The following is a 22,657-nucleotide window of genomic DNA, read 5'->3' on the forward strand; positions in this document are numbered from 1 at the left end:
GCGGCTGTCGGCTTTCAGCAATCGGCTGTCGGCTATCATCCACTGATAGCCGACAGCCGATTGCCGATTACCTAATTAGTAAATTCTCTCGACTTCAAACTCTTTAATCTCACCCTTCATGGCCTGCAGATAGTCGATATCATCGAATCCATTGATCATGTTATGCTTTTTGTAACCATTGATATCGAATGACTCCGATTCGCCTGAGCCGAGGATACTAATGGTCTGCGTTTCAAGATTTACCTCAAACTCTGCATTAGGATCTGCCTCGATAGCAAGGAAAATTTTGTCCAGGAACTCAGGACTTACCTGAACTGGCAAAATGCCGATATTCAATGAGTTACCTTTGAAAATATCCGCAAAGAAGCTGGAAACTACGCAACGGAAACCATAATCGTATATCGCCCATGCAGCGTGTTCACGGCTTGAACCGCTTCCAAAGTTGCGACCGCCAACCAGGATTTTCCCTGAATAAATCGGATTGTTCAGTACGAAATCCTGCTTCGGAGTATCATCTCCATTATAACGCCAGTCGCGAAAAAGGTTATCTCCAAAACCTTCCCGCTTAGTCGCTTTAAGAAAACGCGCCGGGATAATCTGGTCTGTATCAACGTTTTCAATCGGCAAAGGAACTGCCGTACTTTTCAAAACTGTGAATTTATCGTAAGCCATTTTATTGTCGAATTAAGATTAAAGAAGTTCTCTCGGGTCCGTCACCACTCCTGTCACCGCTGCAGCAGCTGCTACCAGCGGACTAGCCAGAAGCGTACGGGCACCAGGGCCCTGACGACCCTCGAAATTGCGGTTTGAGGTACTTACAGCATATTTTCCCGCCGGAATCTTATCATCATTCATGGCAAGACATGCTGAGCAGCCCGGTTGGCGAAGCTCAAATCCAGCCTCAATCAAGATATCCAGAATGCCTTCTTCTTTAATCTGTGCTTCAACAATATGTGAACCCGGAACAACCCAGGCCGTCACGTTATCCGCTTTTTTGCGACCTTTTACGATCGACGCGAATGCACGGAAGTCTTCAATGCGCCCGTTTGTGCAGCTACCAATAAAAACGTAATCGATTTTCTTGCCTAACATGGATTCATTCTCATGAAAACCCATGTAGTTCAGCGATTTATCATAAGTTGATTTACCGCCCTCAACCTGATCCGAAGTAGGGATCGATTTTGAGATTCCCTGGCCCATTCCCGGGTTGGTACCGTAGGTGATCATCGGTTCAATGTCGGCAGCATCAAAATGGTACTCTTTATCAAACGTAGCTCCTTCGTCGGTTTTAAGCGTTTTCCAATAAGCCAGCGCCTGATCCCATTTCTCTCCTTTTGGAGCCTGCTCACGGCCGTTGATATATGCAAATGTAGTTTCGTCCGGCGCAATCATACCACCACGCGCACCCATTTCGATACTCATATTACAAACCGTCATACGGCCTTCCATACTCATTTTTTCAAAAACGTCCCCGGCGTATTCTACAAAATACCCTGTGGCACCAGCCGTGGTCAGTTTTGAAATAATATATAAGGTAACATCCTTTGGCGTAACGGCTTTGCCCAATTTGCCCGTCACATTTACACGCATTTTCTTAGGCTTAGGCTGCATAATGCATTGCGAAGAAAGCACCATTTCAACCTCAGAAGTACCAATTCCAAATGCGATCGCACCAAAAGCACCGTGTGTAGAAGTATGTGAATCACCACAAACGATGGTCATTCCAGGAAGCGTAATACCGTTTTCAGGTCCTACTACGTGCACAATTCCGTTTCTGGCATGACCCAGGCCCCAATGCGAAATTCCGTATTTCAATGAGTTGGTTTCCAGCGCTTTCAGCTGATTCGCAGAAAGAGGATCGGCAACGGGAAGGTGTTGATTAATAGTAGGAGTGTTATGATCCGCTGTGGCGAATGTGCGCTCAGGATACATGACACCAATGTTTCTGCTCTCGAGTCCGAGAAAAGCGACCGGGCTGGTTACTTCGTGTATAAAATGCCGGTCAATAAAGAACACATCGGGACCATCAGCGATCTTACGGACAACGTGTGCGTCCCACACTTTGTCGAAAAGGGTACTAGCTTGATTACTCATTTTTTATATATTAAAATTTCGCCTCTTCAATACTGGCCTTAAAGAATCATTCAGATTACTAACTGCTTCTTTAAAGGAGCATTGAGAATACAAATTACCACAAATTCAAGCGAATAAGTATAACGGAAAAGGCTCAAAAAATAGTGATTTTGGTTTGGAGGCAACGGTTGGGCGAAAATTGGTATTTGCGGGGTTGGTGCTAGTTAAATTCTTTTCAAAGAATTTTTCAATTCATTGTCTAACAGACCATACTCTTCTGAGGTCAAATGATTACAATTTTCAGCCTTTAGTCTCTGATCTTCTCCGCTAATCTCATGGGAAAAGTCTATATTAACGAAGGATTTCAATTCTTGTAACAAGACAAGGGATTGTTTAAGGTTATCCAGTTTGAAGCTTATAATTTGTTGAAAACCTTCACCAATATTAAAGCTTTGCTTTCCCTTCTGAATAAATTGAAATTGATTGCAAAAAGCAATAAGGTTTCTTATCTCGGATTCTCTTTCTAAGTATCCTATTGAAATTCTGGCCCCAACCCCCGGATTAGGCAAATCGGTGACATGGTTATATCCATAGACATCTAACCACAGTTTTTTGATAATACCAAGAATTTGTAGCTTTTGAGAATCTTATTCTAAGATAAGTTGATTAAGAGCCTGAAAATTAATGCTTTTTTCTTGCAGGTCGTGAGATGCCTGTTGTTTTTGGTAAGCTCTGTAAACAAAATAGATAGTTATTGCTCCAATGTATGGGGCGAGGACACCAGCGATGATGTCTCCAAACGACGCAGCATCCTCTATAGGAATTTTGACCGCTTTTAGAACGAAGTGAATAATTAAAATCCCGGAAAAGTAAATTAAGGTGATTACGGCCAATTTTTCTTTTCTCATCTCAATAATGCCCTTTCAAAGAATGAATAAAAATCTTTCCTTCTTTCACCTCATAAACTAAACGATGCTCCTGATCCATCCTTCTTGACCATAGGCCAGAAAGTTCATGTTTAAGCATCTCTGGCTTACCAATGCCGTCGAAAGGTGTTTGTTGTACAGATTGGATTAATAGAAGTATCTTTTTGAGAATAGATTTATTACCTGATTTAACCCAAAAATCCAGATGTTCTTTGGCCTTAGGCGTGTAAATTATTTGCATAGACCTTCCAGTTCCTCGAGAGTCATTGGAATCCCCTTTCCATCTTTTAAATCTTGTTTCCCCTTTGCAATCATTGCAACGAACTCAGGGTCATAGGGTTTTTCTTGTGTTTCAAAAGACATTTTCAATGCCTTAGCAACAGCTTTTAGGGCATCTAACTTTTCCTGACTGTCAGAACGAAATATCAGCGTTTCCATGAATTTCCGATTTTTTGAATGTATAAAGTTAAGATTTTCTTCTTATTTCTTTACATCAACGCGTTGCAATCAACCTGAATGTTTCCTCACCCTTGCCTCTTAGGCGTCAGGCCGAACTTCTCTTTATACGTCTTAATAAAATGGGAAACGCTTTCGTAACCGATCTCTGTACTGATTTCTGAGACATTTTTAGTACTGTTCCGCAATAGAAAGTCAGCGTAGTCCAGCCGCTTGTTTTTCAGCCATGATGCGGGAGAAGTGTTGAATTCATCCTGGAAATCTCTTTTGAATGCGGAAAGGCTACGTCCAGAAAGCCGGGCCAGCTCATTCATTGTCAATGGTTTGAGATAGTAGCTGTTCATTAAAAATGATAAATCTACTTTTTCGCCTTTATACAGACTATATAAAATCGCCCTAAGCTGCCGCGAATTGTCCAGTTCCAGCAAATGCAGAAGCAGTTCCTGAAATTTCAACCGGAGAAAATGGTTTTTTAATTCTGTCCTGGACCGGAAGTAGGGAAATACAGACTGTATGAATTTCTCAAAGTTATCATCCGATTTCAGTATCAGGATCGGATTTTCAAGAATGGTGGTGCCTTCCTGCGGATCAAAAAGTTCGGGATGTAGACCCACGAATTCTTTTAACAGCTTCTCGTCAAAAAAGAAGACAAGACTTTTGTAAGACTCATTAATGGACTCTGACATTAAATAAAACCCCCTCTGAATGAAGAGAATGTCCCCTTTTTCAACATGTACTTCTTGTGTCGGGCTGGTAAATTTCTTTTCCCCCTCCAAAACAACAATCACTGCATGTTCCTCGAAAAATACATCATATTTCGACGGATACACTTCGTTGCGGTAAGCAACAAAAGTCATATCCTGAATCTTTAAAGACTCAAATTCCTGGGAACTGATATCGGAAGGGACGCGTAACAAATGAATTACAACAAGTTAGTTTCTTCCTGTTCAACAATCTGATCGATCCAATTATTGGCAAGGGGAACAATGTTTTGAATAACATCCCAAACAACTTGATAGTCAACCTGAAAATACTGATGGATCAGAACGTCTCGTAAACCCGTCATTCCGCGCCAATCTACCTCATTATATTTGTAGCGAATTTCGTCTGGAACTTTCTTATCAGCCTCGCCAATTATTTCCAGACTCCTTATATACGCGCGGTTGATTAAATCATCATCCAGAAATTTCTCAAAAGTAACGTCTTTTGAGTGATTCACGAGAAAATGAAGTTCTTGCTGGATATGCTTTAAAAAATCAATCTGTGAAGGTGACATATTCGATATCCTTTTTTGCTTCGCGCTGGACAAAAGAAGCCATCCCTTCCCAAGTCAACAAGTCGACCTTTTTTTGTAATAATTCTTCTAACAAATCTGCCAGATTCAACAAATTACGATATGTTTTCATACCGGATTTAAATTCCACAACAAGATCAATATCACTTGTTTCTCTCTGTTCACCGCGTGCAAAGGAGCCAAACAGCCCAAGCCTCTCCGCTCCCAATTGTTGAATCGCAGCCTTTTGAGTCTGAATCAAATCAAGTACTTGTTGCTTGTTCCTAACCATGGCAATGGAAAAAGGATAAAAAATTGTTTTTACAAGATAAGAATTATCGAAATCAAACCATAAATTGAAACAAATCCGGCTGATCATTCAGGTATTCATAGACTATCCGGTTATCATTCATACGTTCAATGAGCGGGGCAAAATCTTCGCGGTTCTTTAATTCGATCCCTACTAATGCAGGCCCTTGTTCGCGGTTGGTCTTTTTAACATACTCAAACCTTGCGATGTCATCATTCGGGCCGAGTACATTCAAAAACTCCCGGAAAGCCCCGGACCTTTGCGGAAAACGAATGATGAAATAATGCTTCAATCCTTCATAAAGCAACGACCGCTCCTTGATCTCCTCAGTTCGGGTAATGTCATTATTACCTCCGCTGATCAGCGCGACCACATTCTTTCCTTTTATTTCCTCTTTGATCAAATCCAATGCTGCCACGGTAAGCGCGCCAGCTGGTTCTGCTACGATCGCTTCTTCGTTGTACAATTGCAAAATAGACGAACAAACTTTCCCTTCCGGAACAAGCAGAATTTTGTCCAGGCTCTTACTGCAAATTTCAAATGTAATGTCTCCGGCACGCCGCACTGCTGCTCCATCCACAAACTTATCAATGTGATCCAGCGTAACAACATGCCCTTCCGCGATCGATTTTTGCATGGTCGGCGACCCTTCCGGCTCTACTCCGATCAAATTTGTTTTGGGTGAAAGTTGCTTGAAAACCGTAGAAATCCCCGACGCTAATCCACCGCCCCCGATCGCCATTAAGAGGTAATCAATCTTAAAGTCAGCGTCCTTGAAAATTTCCAACCCAACCGTTCCCTGACCTTCAATTACCTGCAAATCATCAAAAGGATGTACAAAAATAGCATGGGTACTATCACGATATTCCATGGAAGCGTGGTAGGCATCGTCATAAGTATCGCCCACCAAATGAATTTCTATCCATTCCTGCCCAAAAAGCCTTACTTGCTTTACTTTCTGTGCTGGCGTGGTCGTTGGCATAAAAATCGCACCTTTTACTTCCATTTTCCTGCATGCATAGGCGACTCCCTGCGCATGGTTACCCGCACTTGCGCACACCACTCCCACCGCGAGATCCTCTGCGCTCAGGCTAGCCATTTTGTTGTACGCACCGCGGATTTTATAGGAGCGAACAGTTTGTAAATCCTCTCTTTTCAAATAGATATTAGCCTGATACTGCTCGGATAAATGTGCATTGTAAAAAATAGGGGTATGATTTATAATGCCCCTCAGACGCTCGGCAGCCAGGAAAATATTGTCGAGTGTAGGAGCGGTTTGCGGTAATGCCGTCATGATTTAGTAATGTTTTGGAGCTGTATCTTTCTGAATTCGGACGGGTTAATGCCTTTGTATTTTCTGAATAGTCGGTTCAAATGGCTCTCATCCGTGAAATTAAGTTCATACACAATTTCATTGATTCGCATATCACTATGCAAAAGTCTGGTTTCGACCATTCTTAGTTTATAATTGATAATATATTGCTTCAAAGTTTCGCCTGTCTGTTTCTTGAAATATTTCCCAAGATAGGCGTGCGAAATGCCCAAATGCGCTCCAATTACATCAATTTTTAAATTTTCAGGATTAAAAATATTCTCCTGAATGTAATGCAGAATGTCGAGTACCGGCTCTCCTGTTGTTTCTTTGATATTTTTCGGCAGCTTCAATGCAATGTTTCGCGCCACAACCAGGATAATCGTATTCACGATCTGTTCTGTTATTTTGGAATGGTATAGTTGCCGGTTATTATCCTCCTGCATAATACTTTCTACCAGCGACGCGATCAACGGTTTGTCGATCCGGTTCTTCAATATGCACCCCGGCCTGTGGCTCGCATTGTGCAAAATAAAATCCATTTGCTGGCCCCAATCCGTTTCCCGCCTCTCTTTAATGTATGAACTGTTGAAACTCAGAAAAAAGAATTGGGAAGCATTACTAATGTCGAACGAATAGGTATCCTGAGGCGTGATCAAAAACAAATTCCCCTTCCTGTAATTGAACCGGTGATTGTTGAGATATTGTATCCCCGTACCCTCCACAATGTAGATCAACAGGAAATAATTGTGCTGATAAGTACGCTTTGGAAAAATGGACAACTGTCTGAATTCAAATTCAAAAGGCTGGTGTAAAACATTTTTGGCCTGTGACATGAAAGTACAGAATTAGTGATTTTTTGTACAAAAGTAACGATTCAGTATTTGTATAATTTTGCCTTGATCAAAAATCTTTACGCATGAAAATCTTAGTCATAGGAGCCAGCGGCATGATTGGCCGCATTTTACTACCCGCATTGCAAAAAAAGCATGAAGTCATCACAGCCGGACGGCATAGCGGCGATATCAGGGTTGACATTTCCTCTTTTGCCTCCATCGAAAATCTCTTTAAAGAAGTGAAAGAGCTGGATGCAGTAGTTTGCGTAGCCGGAACTACATTTTCGGGACCTATTCAAAACGTCACCGGAGAATATCTGATCTCAGGCGTTCAAAATAAGGTACTCGGCCAAGCAGGCCTGGCTATTGTCGGACAGCATTACCTGAATAACGGCGGCTCATTTACGCTCACTTCGGGCAAATTGGGAGAACAACCTGCTCCTCAAAATACGGTGAAAGCCCTGGCCAATGGTGCACTCAACAGTTTCGTCGTAGCCGCAGCAATGGATCTGGATAGAGGCATCAGGATCAACGCCGTGAGTCCGGGACTAGTTTCAACCATTCCTCCGCAGGAAGTGCTGAATGCCTATCTCCACAGCATTGAAGGTCCCGCTTCCGGGGAAATTATTAAACTTGGCTACTAAACATCTCAATGATATCAATGATGAAAACACTTGCGTTTCTTTTCTTGTTAATCACAACTATTTACCAAAGCAATGGACAAACCCCATCCGGCAAATCACACACAACCAACCCATTAGAAGGCATTTGGTCGTTGGTAGCCGTAGAAAATACCAATCCTGATGGTACCAAGACATTTCCTTATGGGCAAAGTCCCGTCGGTATGCTGGTACTGGATGATCACGATTACGCTATTCAGATTTTAAAAGCTGTTCGTCCGAAAGTCGCTGCCAATGATAAAAACAAAGCGACGCCCGAGGAAAACGCTGCGCTTGTACAGGGGAACAACTCCCATTTTGGAACTTACTCCCTCAACGAATCAAAGCAGTTGATTACTTTTCACGTTGATCACGCCTTTTATCCAAATTGGGAAGGTACAATTCAGGAAAGAACGTATACGCTTTCAGACAACCGACTTTCTTATGTCGTCACGAACACGACCAATGGAGGAGCAGTCACGGCAGTTGTGATTTGGGAAAAGAAAAAACCTTAGCCTACCAAACGAAAAATCCCGGAAGCACAAACCTCCGGGATCTTGAAATAGCAATTATACTGATTAGCTACGTTCTGGACGAAGGCCACGAACCGTAGAACCTGCCTGCCACATTTCTGAGTCACGCAATTCAGCCAATTCAACTTCGAGTTTCACACGGTAGTCAGGTTGTGAATTACGTGTAATAGAGATTGTAGCTTGCTCGCCGCTTTTTACAGAGTTGTAAAGTTGTTCGAAGACAGGCTTTGTAGCATCACGGAAAGGTTTCCACCAGTCAAGCGCACCACGCTGAGCAGTCGTTGAGCAGTTAGCATACATCCAGTCCATTCCATTTTCAGCTACTAATGGCATCAATGATTGGGTCAATTCTTCAACTGTTTCGTTGAATGCTTCTGATGGAGTGTGTCCGTTTGAACGAAGCACCTCATACTGAGCAGCAAAAATTCCCTGGATAGCACCCATCAAAGTTCCGCGCTCGCCAGTAAGGTCAGACGTTACTTCACGGTAGAAATCGGTTTCGAACAAATATCCTGAACCAACACCGATACCCATAGCAATACACTTCTCACGTGCTTTGCCAGTTGCATCCTGGAACACCGCGAAAGAAGAGTTCAAGCCTTTTCCTTCAACGAACAAGCGGCGAAGTGATGTTCCTGAACCTTTTGGAGCAACCAGGTACACATCCACATCCGCAGGAGGAATGATACCAGTCTGATCTTTATAAGTTACACCGAAACCATGTGAGAAATACAATGATTTTCCGGGAGTAAGGTTCGCTTTTACAGTCGGCCACAATTCAATCTGAGCAGCATCCGAAAGCAGGTAGCAAATGATCGTTCCTTTTGCCAATGCTTCTTCCAGTTCGAAAAGTGTTTCGCCTGGTACCCAACCGTCAGCAACGGCTTTGTCCCATGACTTACCACCTTTACGTTGACCAACGATTACATTAAAACCGTTGTCGCGCATGTTCAAGCTTTGGCCTGGGCCTTGTACGCCGTAACCAATTACAGCTATGGTTTCATTAGAAAGTACTTCACGTGCCTTTTCAAGAGGAAATTCTTCACGGGTTACTACTTCTTCTTCGACCCCGCCGAAATTTAATTTTGCCATTGATTATTGATTGGATTATTGATTTACTACGAATTAAAAAACAATACTACTTAAAAGTTGATTGACTATTGATAATACTCCCATTCCGCTTCCGGAAGATAATCTACCAGCGTTTGAGGCGATTTGCTTACCGCTACCCTTCCTGATCTCACAAATTCCAGGATTTCATGCGGTTTGATGTAGTCAAAGAATTCAAAAATCTCTTCTTCCGTACCTGTCTTCTGAATGATCACATAAGTAAGGTGCCAGTAAACGACCCACGCCTTGTACACTTTGTTAATCGTTTCAATGTCGAGCGGTTTGGCGCCTATCGGCGTCGAAATTTTGAACATTGCAATTTCGTTGTACACGATATCGTCATTGAGATATCCAAAAACAGCCAGTACCTCGATCACTTTACGGATCTGGCGCACCAGTTTCTCCACAGCCTCACGGGATTCATGATGAATGACGATCGTAAAGCGTGATATACCCTTACGTTCTGTCTCAGAAACTGTTAAGCTGTCAATGTTGATCCGTCTGCGGGTAAAAATCGTTGTGATCTTATTCAGAATACCAATGGTATTTTCAGTAAAGACACAGATGGTGTATGATGTCATAATTTTATGAGTGTCTGATTATTCAAGTCTGATATCCGCCACACAAGCTCCGGTTGGAACCATCGGGAAAACGTTTTCTTCTTTTTCCACCAATACTTCCAGCAAATACGGCTTGTCGGAAGCGAGCATTGTGTCCAATGAATCGTTCAGGTTTTCACGTGCCGAGCAAGTGTGTCCGTCGATACCAAAGCCCTTGGCAATCGTGATAAAATCAGGATTTTGAAGCTCTACAAACGAATAGCGTTTCTGATGGAACAGCTGCTGCCACTGACGCACCATTCCGAGGAAGTTGTTATTCAGGATAATGATCTTAACTGGCAACCCGCTTTGTGCAATGGTTCCTAGCTCCTGAATGGTCATCTGAAAACAACCGTCACCGATGATAGCCACTACTTCACGGTCTGGCGCTCCTACTTTGGCCCCGAATGAAGCCGGTAAAGCATAACCCATGGTACCTAACCCGCCGGAAGTGATGAAAGAATTCGCCTTTTTGAACTGATAGTACCGTGCCGTCATCATCTGGTGCTGACCTACATCGGCAACTATGATGGCTTCACCTTTTGTTTTATTCGAAAGCGTACGGATCACCTCCGCCATTTTGATTTTCTCGGTAGTAGGTGCCAGTTCAGGTTGCGTGATCTTCTCATCCTCAATCACATCAAACTTTTTGAACTCCGCTCTCCACGCTTCGTGATTGTTTTCCTTCACCAATGGAAGCAACATTTCCAAAGCTATTTTCGCATCTCCCACCACCGGTGCCTCTGCTTTTACGATTTTATCAATTTCAGCCGGGTCAATTTCAATGTGTACAACCCTCGCTTGCTTCGCATAGCGGCTCAAATCTCCCGTCACACGATCATCAAAACGCATTCCAACTGCAATAATGACATCACATTGGTTGGTCAGCACATTGGTACCATAGTTCCCGTGCATTCCCAGCCAGCCCACATAATTTGGGTGATCGACGGAAACGGACGAAAGTCCCAACAATGTAGAAGCAGCAGGAATATCTGTTTTTTCAATGAATTTGATCAGTTCCGCCTCAGCCTGAGCAATCTGAACTCCGTGACCGAAAAACAGGAACGGGCGTTTCGCCTGGTTGATCAATTTGGCAGCAGCAGCTACCTGATCTTCCTTTGGGGCCAGACGTGGGTGATAGCTAATCAGTTTTTCACATTTCTTGTGAACAAATGGCTTAGTCATCAACTTCTGTTGCGCATCCTTGGTAATATCGATCAGTACCGGTCCCGGACGGCCTGATTTGGCTATATAAAATGCCTTGGCAATAATTTCAGGAACTTCGTCAGCATTCGTGATCTGGTAATTCCATTTAGTAATAGGAATGGTAATGCCCATCACATCAGTTTCCTGGAATGCATCCGTTCCCAGCAAATGCGAAGCTACCTGCCCAACGATACAAACCATTGGTGTAGAGTCGATAATAGCGTCTGCGATGCCTGTCACCAGGTTGGTCGCGCCCGGTCCTGATGTTACCAGACATACTCCTGGCTCGCCGGTGATGCGCGCAAAACCCTCCGCAGCGTGTGCAGCACCTTGCTCATGACGCACCAGAATGTGATTGACCTGATCCTGATAATCATAAATGGCATCGTAAACCGGCATGATCGCGCCGCCCGGATAACCAAAAATAGTTTCAACACCTTCTGCGATCAGTGACTGGATCAGCGCATGAGAACCATTGATCAGTTCCGGCTTTGCTACTGCAACCGTCGGCTCAACAGCCTGCATTATTTGTGTTTGATTTTCATTAAATTCCATGACTCCTTATTTTATTTAGTCGGATGAATTTTCAAGATTTTCAATGTCATTTATGTCTCTTGGTCTTCCCGCAGCCTTTTTTGCGGTTATCAAATCATTATAATGTATCAATCTGATTTTTAAACCCTCGACAACTTGATCGGATGCATTTTGGTCGGCATATTCAAATTCCAAACCTTTTAGTTTCGTGATAATGTCAATGGACACCGGCACTCTTCCAAATTAGACATCGAAGTTAGGGCTTGACAAAAAATTAGCTTCCGTCATATCAAAAATCGGCATGCCAAATCTTTTAAAGGCCCTTGCGATTTTTGAATAGTTTTCCTTCGTTTTTCTAACCCAGATGTCCATGTCGCCAGTGGTCCTGGATTAGCCGTGAAGGATAACCGAATAGCCCCCAACTAGTATATATTCAACTTCACATTCGTTTAACGATTTTAAAAAATCCTGAAAATCGTCGTTAAAAATATTTGCCATTACAAAGCATGTTTCCTCATCGCAAAAGCCGTCCTATCCATTTTTAGCGGATTATTTACATCAAACTGAAAAGCCACACTATTCAAATAATTAGCCGCCAACAATCTCTCTTTCGCTGTTTTAGGCTGATTTCGAGAATAGTACCTTTCGGTTTCCTGATGCGTACCTGCGTGGAAAGCAGTCCTGTCAAGTTTAAACTCACTTTTCATAGTTTAACTAGTTACGCCTCGTCAGTCACACAACCTTCGCTGGCTGACTTCACGGTGCGGATATATCTTCCTAACATTCCTTTTGTGAAAAGTGGCTCTGGCTGAACCCATTGGGCCTTACGTGCTGCCATTTCTTCGTCAGAAATATGCAATGTCAGCTGGCGTGTATTCGCATCGATTGTAATGCGGTCGCCGTCTTTCACCAAAGCGATTGGTCCGCCGTCAAATGATTCCGGTGTAATGTGCCCCACTACGAAACCATGAGTTCCTCCTGAAAAACGACCATCCGTGATCAATGCGATTTTGTCTCCCAATCCCGCACCCATTACCGCAGAAGTAGGTTTCAGCATTTCCGACATTCCCGGCCCGCCTTTTGGTCCTGAATTGCGGATTACCACCACATGTCCCGCCTTGATCTCTCCCTTGGAAAGCATGGTAATAATTTCCGACTCGTGCTCACAAACCTTCGCCTCTCCATCAAAAGTCATCCCTTCCTTACCCGTGATTTTCGCCACAGCACCGTTTGGCGTCAGGTTACCATACATAATCTGGATGTGCCCGCTCGATTTGATCGGTGTTTCCAGAGGCAGAACCATCTTTTGGTTTTCAAAATTGAGATCCGGTGCTTCAGCAAGGTCTTCTGCCAAAGTGCGGCCGGTTACCGTCACACATTCACCATGAATCAAGCCTTTGGAATACAGGTACTTCATCACAGCCGGAACACCGCCGATACCCAGCAGATCTTCCATATAATACTTTCCGCTTGGTTTCAGATCCGCAATGAAAGGGACACGGTCAGAAACTTCCTGAATGTCATCCAATGTCAGTGAAAGGCCCGCCGAACGTGCGATCGCCAGGAAATGCAATGCCGCGTTGGTAGAGCCTCCTAATGCCATAACTACCGTCAAAGCATTTTCAAGAGACTTTTTAGTAATGATGTCTTTTGGGGTAATGTTCAGTTCCAGCAATTTTTTCATTGCCGCGCCGATCTTCTTGCATTCCTCCTGCTTGCCTTCGTGCGTAGCAGGGTAAGAGCTGCTGAAAGGCAGGCTCAATCCCATTGCCTCGATAGAAGCCGCCATGGTGTTGGCAGTGTACATACCGCCGCAAGCTCCCTGACCAGGAATTGAATTTTGTATAACTCCTTTGAAATCTTCGTCTGAAATGTTGTTAGCAAACTTTTTACCAAGCGCTTCAAATGCAGACACGATATCCAGTTTTTGTCCTTTATAATGTCCCGAACGGATCGTGCCACCATAAACCATGATAGCCGGACGGTCCAGACGAGCCATTGCCATCACAGCGCCAGGCATATTTTTATCACAACCTACTACTGCGATTACACCGTCATACCACTGAGCAGAAACAACCGTTTCAATGGAATCAGCGATGATATCGCGGCTTGGCAACGAATAACGCATTCCATCGTTTCCGTTGGTCATACCATCAGAAACGCCGATAGTGTTAAATATCAAACCAATCATGTCATTAGCAGTAACTCCCTGTTTCACATATACAGAAAGACCATTTAAATGCATGTTACAAGGATTTCCCTCATAACCTGTGCTGGCAATACCGATCTGCGGCTTTGCCATGTCTTCTTCCTTTAATCCGATACCGTAAAGCATAGCTTGTGCGGCCGGATTAGTAACTTCCTGGGTAAGGGTTTTTGAAAATCTGTTCAGTTCTGTTGCCATTGGTGAATATGTTGTAAATAAAAACACCTCATTCAGTGCGGTGAGTGAGGTGCCAGGTATATGCTATCATCCCACTCACGCAGAAGGCGTGACAAGAATCAGGGTCGGGGCAATGAGATGTGAATACATTTAGCGTAACAATTACATTTAGCGAAATTTCGCTCATTTCGTATTGATGTTACAAATTAGCAGGCTATCTTTTTATTTTCCAAACATTAACAGCTTTTTTTGACAATATTCTACGATTAATGCCAAATTTAACATTGGTTGAGTACCATATACGGAAAACAATTACTTTTGAATTTCAAAAATCACCATTCAAATGCTTACCACCGAATCGTCTTCCAACTATCATGATCTTGAAAAAATGAGTGTTCAGGACATTTTGACTTCTATCAACAATGAAGATCAGACCATTCCGAGTGCTGTTCAAAGATCCATTCCGCAAATAGAAGCCCTCGTTGAACAGATTGTCCCGCGTATGAAAAAGGGAGGCCGTCTTTTCTATATCGGCGCCGGTACCAGCGGAAGATTAGGAGTAGTAGACGCATCAGAATGCCCGCCAACATTCGGCGTACCTTTTGATCTAGTAGTAGGTATTATTGCAGGAGGAGATACTGCCATCAGAAAAGCAGTTGAAAATGCGGAAGACGACTGGAACCAGGCATGGATCGATTTGAAGCCCTACCAACCGACCGAAAATGATACATTGATCGGCATCGCTGCATCAGGCAGAACACCTTATGTGATCGGTGGGTTAAATGAAGCCCAAAATGCTGGGTTGTTAACAGGCTGTGTAGTTTGCAACGACGGCTCACCAGTAGCCAAAGCAGCTGCATTTCCGGTAGAAGTAGTGGTAGGCCCTGAATTCCTGACTGGTAGCACGAGAATGAAGTCCGGTACTGCTCAAAAACTGGTATTGAACATGATCTCCACCGCAGTCATGATCCGGCTGGGTAAAGTGAAAGGCAATAAAATGGTAGATATGCAGCTTACCAATGAAAAACTGGTTGACCGTGCATTGCGAATGATCATCGACGAGCTTAATATCTCTCCTGACGAAGCTGAGTCGCTCCTGGAAGAGCACGGCAGCGTTCGCGGAGCCATTGAAGCAGCCAGAAAGCAGGGCTAGATTTTTAAGACAATTTTACCAAACTGCTGTCCCGAATCCATGTAACGCAATGCATCCTCGGCCTGATCGAGCGGGTACACTTTGTCGATTATGGGGACAATCTTTTTTTCGTCAACGAATTGAACCATAGCATTGAACTCCGACTCGGTTCCCATGGTACTGCCATAGATATTCAGTTGCTTGAAAAACACTTTGGCCGGCACAATGTCTGTAATGTTGCCGGTACCGCCGCCATAGAAGCAGATTCTTGCCCCGGGAGCCGCAATGTCCATTAATCTGGCAAAACCTGAACCACCGGCACTATCTATAATGACATTGAAATAACCAATTTTCGGGCCACGCGCCTTCACGAGCAGGTCGCGGTACCACGTCGGGATCTTGTAATTGATCCCGCCTTTGGCACCCATTTCAATCGCCTTTTGTATTTTCTGATCCGAACCGGACGTTACCCACACCTCCGCGCCTGCTGCAATCGCAAACTGGATCACAAACAATGCAACTCCTCCACCCGCGCCGGTTACCAGCACTTTATCTTTCGCCGTGAACCTGCATCGCGTCATTAAGGATCTCCACCCCGTCAATGCGCCTAGTGGTAGTGTTGCAGCCTGCTCGAATGACAAATGCTTAGGTTTTTCGGCCAGGTACCTTGCTTCTGTTTTTACAAATTCCGCAAATGTACCATTGTCGGGAAGTCCGAGAATTTTATGATCGTCGCCGTAAAAATCCGGGTTATCGCCCCAATTTTGAGATGGATTAATAATCACCTCTTTGCCAATCCACTGCACGTCAACACCCTCACCGACTTCCGTTACTATCCCTGCACCATCCGACCCCGGAATAATAGGCGTCGTGATCTTTGGATAAAGGCCTTTTTGAATCCAAACGTCACGGTGATTCAGCGAAGCCGCTTTAAGTTGTACTAATACTTCTCCGGCCGCCACTTTTGGCTTTTCGGACTCTTCTATTACCAATGGTTCATGGAGATTTTTTAGTACAGCGGCTTTCATAGGATGTTGGTTTTAAAATAAAAAATGGTGGAACCGGCATTGTCCCTTCGAACTTCAACCGAACTTTCCACCATTTGAAATTCACTAATTCCTTCTGTGATACTTAAATATCAGAATACTCGGTTGGGAAAAGGAAGAAGCTGGTATTTTTTGAAACATTGTTCTGATACTCAGGATTCACCTTCAATTTATTCCATTCTGCATCATCACTAAAAGATTTCCAATGTGCGTCGCGGGAAGCTTTATCCGCGAATGTGGTCATGTACATCAGGTTAGGCATGTGGCTACCCACGATCACTTCCCCATAAAACACGGCATTGAATCCAAGGCGTACAAATAATGGTACCTCTCCGCCTACATTGAACATTTTCACCTTATTCTGGTAAATCTTTTCCGTATGTCCTTCATAGCTACGCAATTCATAAACGCGCTGATTTTTAGGACCGTCCAGTTTTGGTTTTTCATGTACCGGCATTTCGGTGAAAGCCTGCAAAACGATCGATTCAAACCTTGCGTAAGGCGGAGTTTTGTAGTTGGCATCGATATAATCCGTCCCGGCAGACTTGAATGCAGCATCCTTATCCAGCGTCTTCGGCAACGTCAACAACTGATCGAGTGATTTGATTGGCGTGAAAACATAGATCAGTTTTCCGGCTGCCGCAGTGTCGGTAGCAACAGGCTTGAAAACACCCACATTCTTGATCCCTGCGCGGTGAGCGGCAGGGATATAGGCATCTTTCAGAAAATTTTCGACTCTGGTTTCCTGTTCCGCATTTTTCAGGTGGTATATCTTAATTTCATAAAACTCCCTTTTTGGAGGAGCAGCGACAGCACTCAAAGTAATCATAGATAGCATCAATGCAACGAGTACATTGAGTTTGGAATGTTTGGTCATGGTGATTGGCAAATATTAAATTTGGATTGTTAGTTAAAAAAAGACGATCGTTGATCTTGTTTACCCTAATACCCATTCAATATTTAATGCTGCTGCCGGCGAAGTCCTAGAACTTAGGACAAGAAAGCTGTTTTTTGCTGCTCTTGCTACGCTTTGGCTTGGGTTCCAAAGGTGCAAAAATGTAGGAAAGAGAAATCTCATGCGCGCCGCCGCTACCCACTCCTAATGTGGAGATAGTGAGGTCATAGCTGTAACCAATGGAGAATTTATCCTGGCGAAAACCTGCGAGAAAGACCAGGGATTCGTGGTTATTAATGTTCTGCGCATATTTCTTGAAAGGAATACCGCGGTACCAGGCCCCTAAAACAAGTGGTTCAATGGTTGCGTACAATCCTGCGTCAAACTGATCGTATTTTCCCTGTTTTCTGTACATAATCGCAGGAGAAATCGTTTTTTCTTTATCAATTTCATCTCCAAGAAAAGTGTATCCGGCAAATGGAATGCGCAAACCTGCCTGCAAACTGGCTTTTACCGGAAGCCGCGCTTCCGACAATGAAGAGAATGCCTGGTTGGGGCGGTTCAAATGGTGAGCCGAAACTCCGGCCCAGTACCAGTCGGAATAAAGCATCGCTCCCGCGCCGAAATCTGCATAAAACACGTTGGGCCCTCCTTTTGCAAAAGGATCCTCCGAAGGCACTCCCGTAAGCCCGCCATTATTATACTGGTCGCCGAATGTAAGTCCGAAATAATCCAGTGTCCGTGAAGCGAAACCACCCTGAATACCTAACCTCAGCGACGTAACCTCGTTCATCTGAATCTGATAAGAGTATTGCAATGCAAAATCTGTTGATTTCAGATTCCCCAGGCCCTGGCTATCCATGGTTACCAGCACGCCCAGACCGCTATTGAAATTGGACAAAAATAAATCAGCCCCAATAGAAGTTGTCACAAAATTAGCCGACAGTGATGGCCACTGGTTGCGATAATTGATGGTTGCCCGCGGTGCCAATGCTCCTCCTGCCAGTGCAGGATTAAGGTACAGGGGATTCGCATAGAACTGGGAAAACTGAGGATCCTGGCTCCAACCTTTAAGGCAGGACAGTGTCAATATAAAAAGGAGAAGTAGACGCTTGATCATATATTTAACTTGTTGCTGCTCTTTAAATAGCAGCGCGATTTCAGGCTGAAAAAAATAACAGGATTAATTTCACAAAATATCTTCAAATTGCGTATTAATATTCAAAATAGACTGCTTTTACCGACATTACCTCACAAAATTTTAACATTTTATTTTCGTTAGTATTGTCGGGTGATCTGATATTAATTGTGGTGGCCGGGGGTGTTTGAACAAGTAACGAAACATGGGGCGATTTTATAATAAGTACCAACAAATATTTTATACATTTTTCTTTCTTATGCTGTTGTCAACAGCGTATGTAAAGGCACAAGGCTTCGTGGTAGATGGACAATGTATGCAAAATCCAGATTGCGAAGCTGACTCTACTACATTCAGAGATACGCTGAGCACTGCAATTGCGTGGCAATGGAGTTTCGGCGAAGGTGGAGCAACAGATACGCGGCGAATTGCGCAGCATTCGTACATGGCGCCAGGTGCATACAATGTTACATTGGTACGGACGATCCGAGGAGGCGCGCAGCAGACCGTTTCTCAGGTTGTTCAAATCGGCGAATTACCTCCCGCATTTCAGGAATGGAAGACCGATACAACCATTTGCCCGGGCGATACACTCATTCTCGATCCATATCCACAAGGCGCTCCTGAAGGGGCAAGGTATGTGTGGTATCCGAAAGGAGATACGACCCAGACATTGAATGTAGATAGTTCAGGTTGCTACTCGGTAGAGGTAATATTGCCCAATGGCTGTAAAATTCAGGACCGGATCAATGTCAAGATCTGTATGGAGCCTTCCAATCAGGAGGGTGCCAAATGGTTTTTCGGTGGCAATGCAGGACTTGATTTTTCAAACAGTCCGCCCACTCCCATCACAGACGGCAAGCTGAATACCCCGGAAGGGACGTCATCCATTGCCAATTCGAAGGGACAGCTGCTTTTTTACTCCGACGGTATAACGGTATGGAACAAGAATGGGGACGTCATGCCCTGTTTCGCGCCGGGGAATTGCGCCCCGTTGAAAGGAAGCCCGAATTCCACGCAATCCGTCCTCATTGTGCCCCAACCAACCTGTAAAGGCTGCGAATACCTGTTCAATGTATTTACAACTTCGGATATCAATGGTGAAAAACTGTTAACCGTCAGTGTCGTTGACATGCGGAGAAACAATGGATTGGGGGCGATTGTTGAACAAAACACAACATTGCAGCAGCCTACCACCGAGCGTATAGTGTCCGCACGTAATGATCGTGACAGCACATACTGGGTTATTTCACACGATTACGGAACCAATAAATTCCGCATTTTCCATGCTACCACCGGCGGATTAGTCGAATCCAGTGCTCCCGAAATCGGATTGGCGCATGATAGCCTCGGAAAAGCGGAAGGCTATATGAAATTTTCTTCGCCGGACACCACTACCGGACAGCGAAGGCTGGCCGTAATCGTACCCGGACCTCCTCGAAACTACGTCGATCTTTTCTTTTTCAATGATTCAACGGGCACACTGACTCATGACAAAACTGTTGATCTTGGCCCAGCGCCTCCTGTTGCCTATGGGATTGAATTTTCGCCCAGCGGGGAGAAAATGTACATTTCCTTCACCGGTGAAAATGGCACCAATTCCTATCTGAAACAATACGACCTGACATTACCCGATAGTCTACTGACGGAAACCGCCATTATCATCGACAGTTCGGCCACCAGAAAGTTCGGGGCATTACAATTTGCGCCCGATGGCAAGATTTACATGGCTATTGAAGGTAGTGATTACCTGGCCGTCATTGGAGAACCAGAGGGAAATTCCCTTACTGGTGTTGATTATGAGCGAGATGGCGTGAATCTGGGCGGCAAAAAGAGCCAGCTGGGGCTTCCTAACATGGTTCAGGATTTCACTCAGGAATCGTCTGGTCCAGGGTTTGAGGCGGATGGATTTTGTACCAACGAACCTACCAATTTTACGGCCAGCCCCATTTGCGACCCCATTGAAGATAGTTACCAGTGGGATTTTCTCGGTGACGGCAGCTTTACCGCGCCTTCCAAAGAAACAAAAGCTACCTACACGTATACGAAACCAGGCACCTATATGGTACGCATGCGTGCGACCAACAAATGCAAGGACACGACCGTTATTCAGGAGGTAACCATTTACGAAACACCTCCCCAAATCAGCCTGGGTGCCGACAAAGATACCTGCGGTGCATACGTTCCGCTGGATATGAAGGTAGAGGCAGAAGTGTACGCCTGGATTCACCGCGGAAGAGTAGTAGGTCGTCAGAAAACCTACCGCGCTGTGGCTACCGGCCGTTACATAGCCGTGGCTTTCAACGGTCCTCAGGGAGAATGTTTTTCTGCCGATACGATCGAGATCACATTACGAAGACCACCTGCATTCACCATAGGGCCTGATACTACCCTCTGCCGCGATAGTTCTATCGTACTAAGAGTGCAAAGCGACAGGTGGATCGAGTACAACTGGAGTACGGGCGAAAAAACAAGAGAAGTGACCATTGGACAGCCTGGCACCTACATTATCACTGTAAAAGACAGAAACGACTGCTTCAATGCGGATACTATTCAGGTTGGAGAGCTGCCTTCACCGATACTCAATCTTGCGCCTGAAAATGTAATATGCCTTCCAGATGGCCAGTCAGTGATATTGGACGCGAATGGGCAGGGGCCGCTTTCCTATCTGTGGCCGGCGTCCGGTGATACTACCCGTACCATTACCGTAGATAAAGAAGGCCAGTATATAGTCCGGGCAACCAACAAGGAAGGCTGCGTGACGGAGCAGGTAACCGAAGTCATAGACAAATGTGAACCGCGGTTCTTCATTCCCGATGCATTTACACCCGACGGGGAAGGTCATAATGAGATTTTGGAAATTTTTGGGGCCTATTATACCAATTTCTCAATCCGCATTTACAATCGCTGGGGAGAGGTTATTTACGCTACAACTAACCTCGAAGCACGCTGGGATGGCACCTATAAAGGATTAAAAGTACAGCCAGGCGCTTATCCATATGTCCTTTCCTTCGAGAGTCTCTACTATCCCGAACGTGCCCCGATTGTGAAGCGCGGCTCCGTGATGGTGATCAGATAATCCTTCTTTTTGCAGATTAAAACGATTATTTTTGATTAAATAAAATTTTCAGTCGCTGCTGACCGGCAGCGGCTGTTATAACTGCCTATCCAATCCACTATGCGCCAGGATTATCTGTCCGGAGATAAAGAAAACCAATCCAATACTGAAAAAGAGATCGAACGCGCATTGCGTCCGCTGACCTTTGATGACTTCACCGGACAGGATAAAATACTCGAAAACCTCAAAATTTTCGTTCAGGCAGCGCGCCAGCGGGGTGATGCGCTGGATCACGTCCTGCTACACGGCCCTCCGGGTTTGGGAAAAACCACATTATCGAATATCGTTGCCAATGAACTCGGTGCTGGCATTAAAATCACATCCGGGCCAGTGCTGGATAAGCCCAGTGATCTGGCAGGGTTACTTACTAATTTGCAGGAACACGACGTCCTTTTTATTGACGAGATCCATCGTCTCAATCCCATCGTGGAAGAGTACCTGTATTCCGCCATGGAGGATTACAAAATTGACATCATGCTCGACAGCGGCCCCAATGCCAGAAGCATTCAGATCGGTCTTAATCCGTTCACGCTCATTGGCGCGACGACCCGGGCGGGAATGCTTACGTCACCCTTGCGCGCAAGGTTTGGGATCAACGCGAGGCTGGAATATTATGACGCCCAGCTACTTACTTCTATTTTAAAACGTTCGGCGGCCATTCTCGGCACGCCGCTGGAAGATGACGCTGCCTATGAGATTGCGCGGCGCAGCCGCGGAACACCCCGAATCGCCAACAACCTGCTCCGCCGCACCCGTGATTTTGCACAGGTAAAAGGCACTGGTAAAGTAACTGTAGCCATTGCTGAAATGGCCCTGAAAGCATTGGACGTGGATCAGAACGGGCTGGATGAAATGGATAATCGCATTCTCAGTACCATTATCAATAAATTCAAAGGCGGCCCGGTCGGCTTGTCGACCATCGCAACGGCCTGTGGCGAGGAGGCTGAAACGATCGAGGAAGTCTACGAGCCGTTTTTGATTCAGGAAGGCTATATGAAAAGGACATCTCGCGGTCGCGAGGTGACCGAAAAAGCATTCAAACATCTTGGCGTGATACCCCGCCGCCGATCAGACGAGCTGTTTTGACATTTGTATTTTTAAGAAGTTTTAACAATTAA

General features: G+C 44.7%; 22 protein-coding genes. 5 read left to right on the forward strand and 17 right to left on the reverse strand.

The window, feature by feature from the left end:
- Positions 1–75 precede the first annotated feature (75 nt).
- From leuD to ABIO93_RS01020, 10 genes are all read right to left on the reverse strand, one after another.
- Entirely contained in the window at positions 76–672 is a 597-nt protein-coding gene (leuD, locus tag ABIO93_RS00975; RefSeq protein ID WP_348063571.1) for a 3-isopropylmalate dehydratase small subunit, read from the reverse strand.
- 18 nt (positions 673–690) lie between these two features.
- A complete protein-coding gene (gene leuC, locus ABIO93_RS00980; RefSeq protein WP_348063572.1) occupies positions 691–2,094 on the reverse strand; it encodes a 3-isopropylmalate dehydratase large subunit in 1,404 nt (467 codons plus the stop codon).
- Positions 2,095–2,720: 626 nt separating this feature from the next.
- The gene (locus tag ABIO93_RS00985) at positions 2,721–2,981 is read right to left on the reverse strand and encodes a hypothetical protein (protein WP_348063573.1); all 261 of its coding nucleotides are present in this window, start codon (positions 2,979–2,981) and stop codon (positions 2,721–2,723) included.
- 1 nt (position 2,982) lies between these two features.
- Positions 2,983–3,240: a Txe/YoeB family addiction module toxin gene (locus ABIO93_RS00990; protein ID WP_348063574.1), complete on the reverse strand. Its 258-nt coding sequence runs from the start codon at positions 3,238–3,240 to the stop codon at positions 2,983–2,985.
- Positions 3,231–3,437, reverse strand: coding sequence for a DUF2683 family protein (locus tag ABIO93_RS00995; RefSeq protein ID WP_348063575.1), 207 nt, complete (start codon positions 3,435–3,437; stop codon positions 3,231–3,233). Before ABIO93_RS00995 ends, ABIO93_RS00990 begins: the two co-directional genes overlap by 10 nt.
- A gap of 86 nt (positions 3,438–3,523) precedes the next feature.
- A complete protein-coding gene (locus ABIO93_RS01000) occupies positions 3,524–4,372 on the reverse strand; it encodes an AraC family transcriptional regulator (RefSeq protein ID WP_348063576.1) in 849 nt (282 codons plus the stop codon).
- Positions 4,373–4,377: 5 nt separating this feature from the next.
- Positions 4,378–4,731, reverse strand: a complete 354-nt coding sequence (locus ABIO93_RS01005) for a HepT-like ribonuclease domain-containing protein (protein ID WP_348063577.1) — start codon at positions 4,729–4,731, stop codon at positions 4,378–4,380.
- Complete coding sequence (locus ABIO93_RS01010; protein WP_348063578.1) at positions 4,712–5,107, reverse strand: nucleotidyltransferase family protein; 396 nt, start codon at positions 5,105–5,107, stop codon at positions 4,712–4,714. The genes ABIO93_RS01005 and ABIO93_RS01010 overlap by 20 nt, the downstream gene beginning before the upstream one ends.
- The gene (gene ilvA, locus ABIO93_RS01015) at positions 5,073–6,332 is read right to left on the reverse strand and encodes a threonine ammonia-lyase (RefSeq protein ID WP_348063579.1); all 1,260 of its coding nucleotides are present in this window, start codon (positions 6,330–6,332) and stop codon (positions 5,073–5,075) included. The genes ABIO93_RS01010 and ilvA overlap by 35 nt, the downstream gene beginning before the upstream one ends.
- Positions 6,329–7,186: an AraC family transcriptional regulator gene (locus ABIO93_RS01020; protein ID WP_348063580.1), complete on the reverse strand. Its 858-nt coding sequence runs from the start codon at positions 7,184–7,186 to the stop codon at positions 6,329–6,331. The genes ilvA and ABIO93_RS01020 overlap by 4 nt, the downstream gene beginning before the upstream one ends.
- A gap of 83 nt (positions 7,187–7,269) precedes the next feature.
- Between ABIO93_RS01020 and ABIO93_RS01025 the strand changes: the two genes are divergently transcribed.
- Both ABIO93_RS01025 and ABIO93_RS01030 read left to right on the forward strand, forming a co-directional pair.
- On the forward strand, positions 7,270–7,830 hold the full coding sequence (locus tag ABIO93_RS01025; RefSeq protein ID WP_348063581.1) for a short chain dehydrogenase: 561 nt from the start codon (positions 7,270–7,272) through the stop codon (positions 7,828–7,830).
- 17 nt (positions 7,831–7,847) lie between these two features.
- On the forward strand, positions 7,848–8,360 hold the full coding sequence (locus ABIO93_RS01030; RefSeq protein ID WP_348063582.1) for a lipocalin-like domain-containing protein: 513 nt from the start codon (positions 7,848–7,850) through the stop codon (positions 8,358–8,360).
- A gap of 63 nt (positions 8,361–8,423) precedes the next feature.
- Here the strand turns inward: ABIO93_RS01030 and ilvC are convergent, their stop codons facing one another.
- The 4 genes from ilvC to ilvD form a co-directional block, all read right to left on the reverse strand.
- Positions 8,424–9,470 (reverse strand): ketol-acid reductoisomerase, encoded by a 1,047-nt coding sequence (gene ilvC, locus ABIO93_RS01035; protein WP_244822637.1) that lies wholly within the window; start codon positions 9,468–9,470, stop codon positions 8,424–8,426.
- Between the two features lie 65 nt (positions 9,471–9,535).
- The gene (ilvN, locus tag ABIO93_RS01040; RefSeq protein ID WP_244822638.1) at positions 9,536–10,069 is read right to left on the reverse strand and encodes an acetolactate synthase small subunit; all 534 of its coding nucleotides are present in this window, start codon (positions 10,067–10,069) and stop codon (positions 9,536–9,538) included.
- A gap of 18 nt (positions 10,070–10,087) precedes the next feature.
- Positions 10,088–11,848, reverse strand: a complete 1,761-nt coding sequence (gene ilvB / locus ABIO93_RS01045; RefSeq protein WP_348063583.1) for a biosynthetic-type acetolactate synthase large subunit — start codon at positions 11,846–11,848, stop codon at positions 10,088–10,090.
- 697 nt (positions 11,849–12,545) lie between these two features.
- The gene (ilvD, locus tag ABIO93_RS01050; RefSeq protein ID WP_348063584.1) at positions 12,546–14,231 is read right to left on the reverse strand and encodes a dihydroxy-acid dehydratase; all 1,686 of its coding nucleotides are present in this window, start codon (positions 14,229–14,231) and stop codon (positions 12,546–12,548) included.
- 322 nt (positions 14,232–14,553) lie between these two features.
- Here ilvD and murQ point away from each other — a divergent pair, with 322 nt between their 5' ends.
- Positions 14,554–15,363, forward strand: a complete 810-nt coding sequence (gene murQ, locus ABIO93_RS01055) for an N-acetylmuramic acid 6-phosphate etherase (protein WP_348063585.1) — start codon at positions 14,554–14,556, stop codon at positions 15,361–15,363.
- Here murQ and ABIO93_RS01060 read toward each other — a convergent pair.
- The 3 genes from ABIO93_RS01060 to ABIO93_RS01070 form a co-directional block, all read right to left on the reverse strand.
- Entirely contained in the window at positions 15,360–16,370 is a 1,011-nt protein-coding gene (locus tag ABIO93_RS01060) for a zinc-binding dehydrogenase (RefSeq protein ID WP_348063586.1), read from the reverse strand. The two genes, murQ and ABIO93_RS01060, sit on opposite strands and share 4 nt — an antisense overlap.
- Before the next feature lie 103 nt (positions 16,371–16,473).
- Positions 16,474–17,265 carry an NIPSNAP family protein gene (locus ABIO93_RS01065; RefSeq protein ID WP_348063587.1) on the reverse strand — a complete coding sequence of 264 codons (792 nt, stop codon included), beginning with the start codon at positions 17,263–17,265 and terminating at the stop codon, positions 16,474–16,476.
- A 106-nt stretch (positions 17,266–17,371) separates the two neighbouring features.
- A complete protein-coding gene (locus ABIO93_RS01070) occupies positions 17,372–18,403 on the reverse strand; it encodes a type IX secretion system membrane protein PorP/SprF (RefSeq protein ID WP_348063588.1) in 1,032 nt (343 codons plus the stop codon).
- Between the two features lie 277 nt (positions 18,404–18,680).
- Here ABIO93_RS01070 and ABIO93_RS01075 point away from each other — a divergent pair, with 277 nt between their 5' ends.
- Together ABIO93_RS01075 and ruvB are read left to right on the forward strand one after the other, a co-directional pair.
- Complete coding sequence (locus tag ABIO93_RS01075) at positions 18,681–21,500, forward strand: PKD domain-containing protein (RefSeq protein ID WP_348063589.1); 2,820 nt, start codon at positions 18,681–18,683, stop codon at positions 21,498–21,500.
- Positions 21,501–21,599: 99 nt separating this feature from the next.
- Positions 21,600–22,625 carry a Holliday junction branch migration DNA helicase RuvB gene (gene ruvB / locus ABIO93_RS01080; protein ID WP_348063590.1) on the forward strand — a complete coding sequence of 342 codons (1,026 nt, stop codon included), beginning with the start codon at positions 21,600–21,602 and terminating at the stop codon, positions 22,623–22,625.
- Positions 22,626–22,657 lie beyond the last annotated feature (32 nt).

The sequence above is a fragment of the Dyadobacter sp. genome, assembly GCF_039919315.1.
In the GTDB taxonomy this organism is placed as follows: Bacteria; Bacteroidota; Bacteroidia; order Cytophagales; family Spirosomataceae; genus Dyadobacter.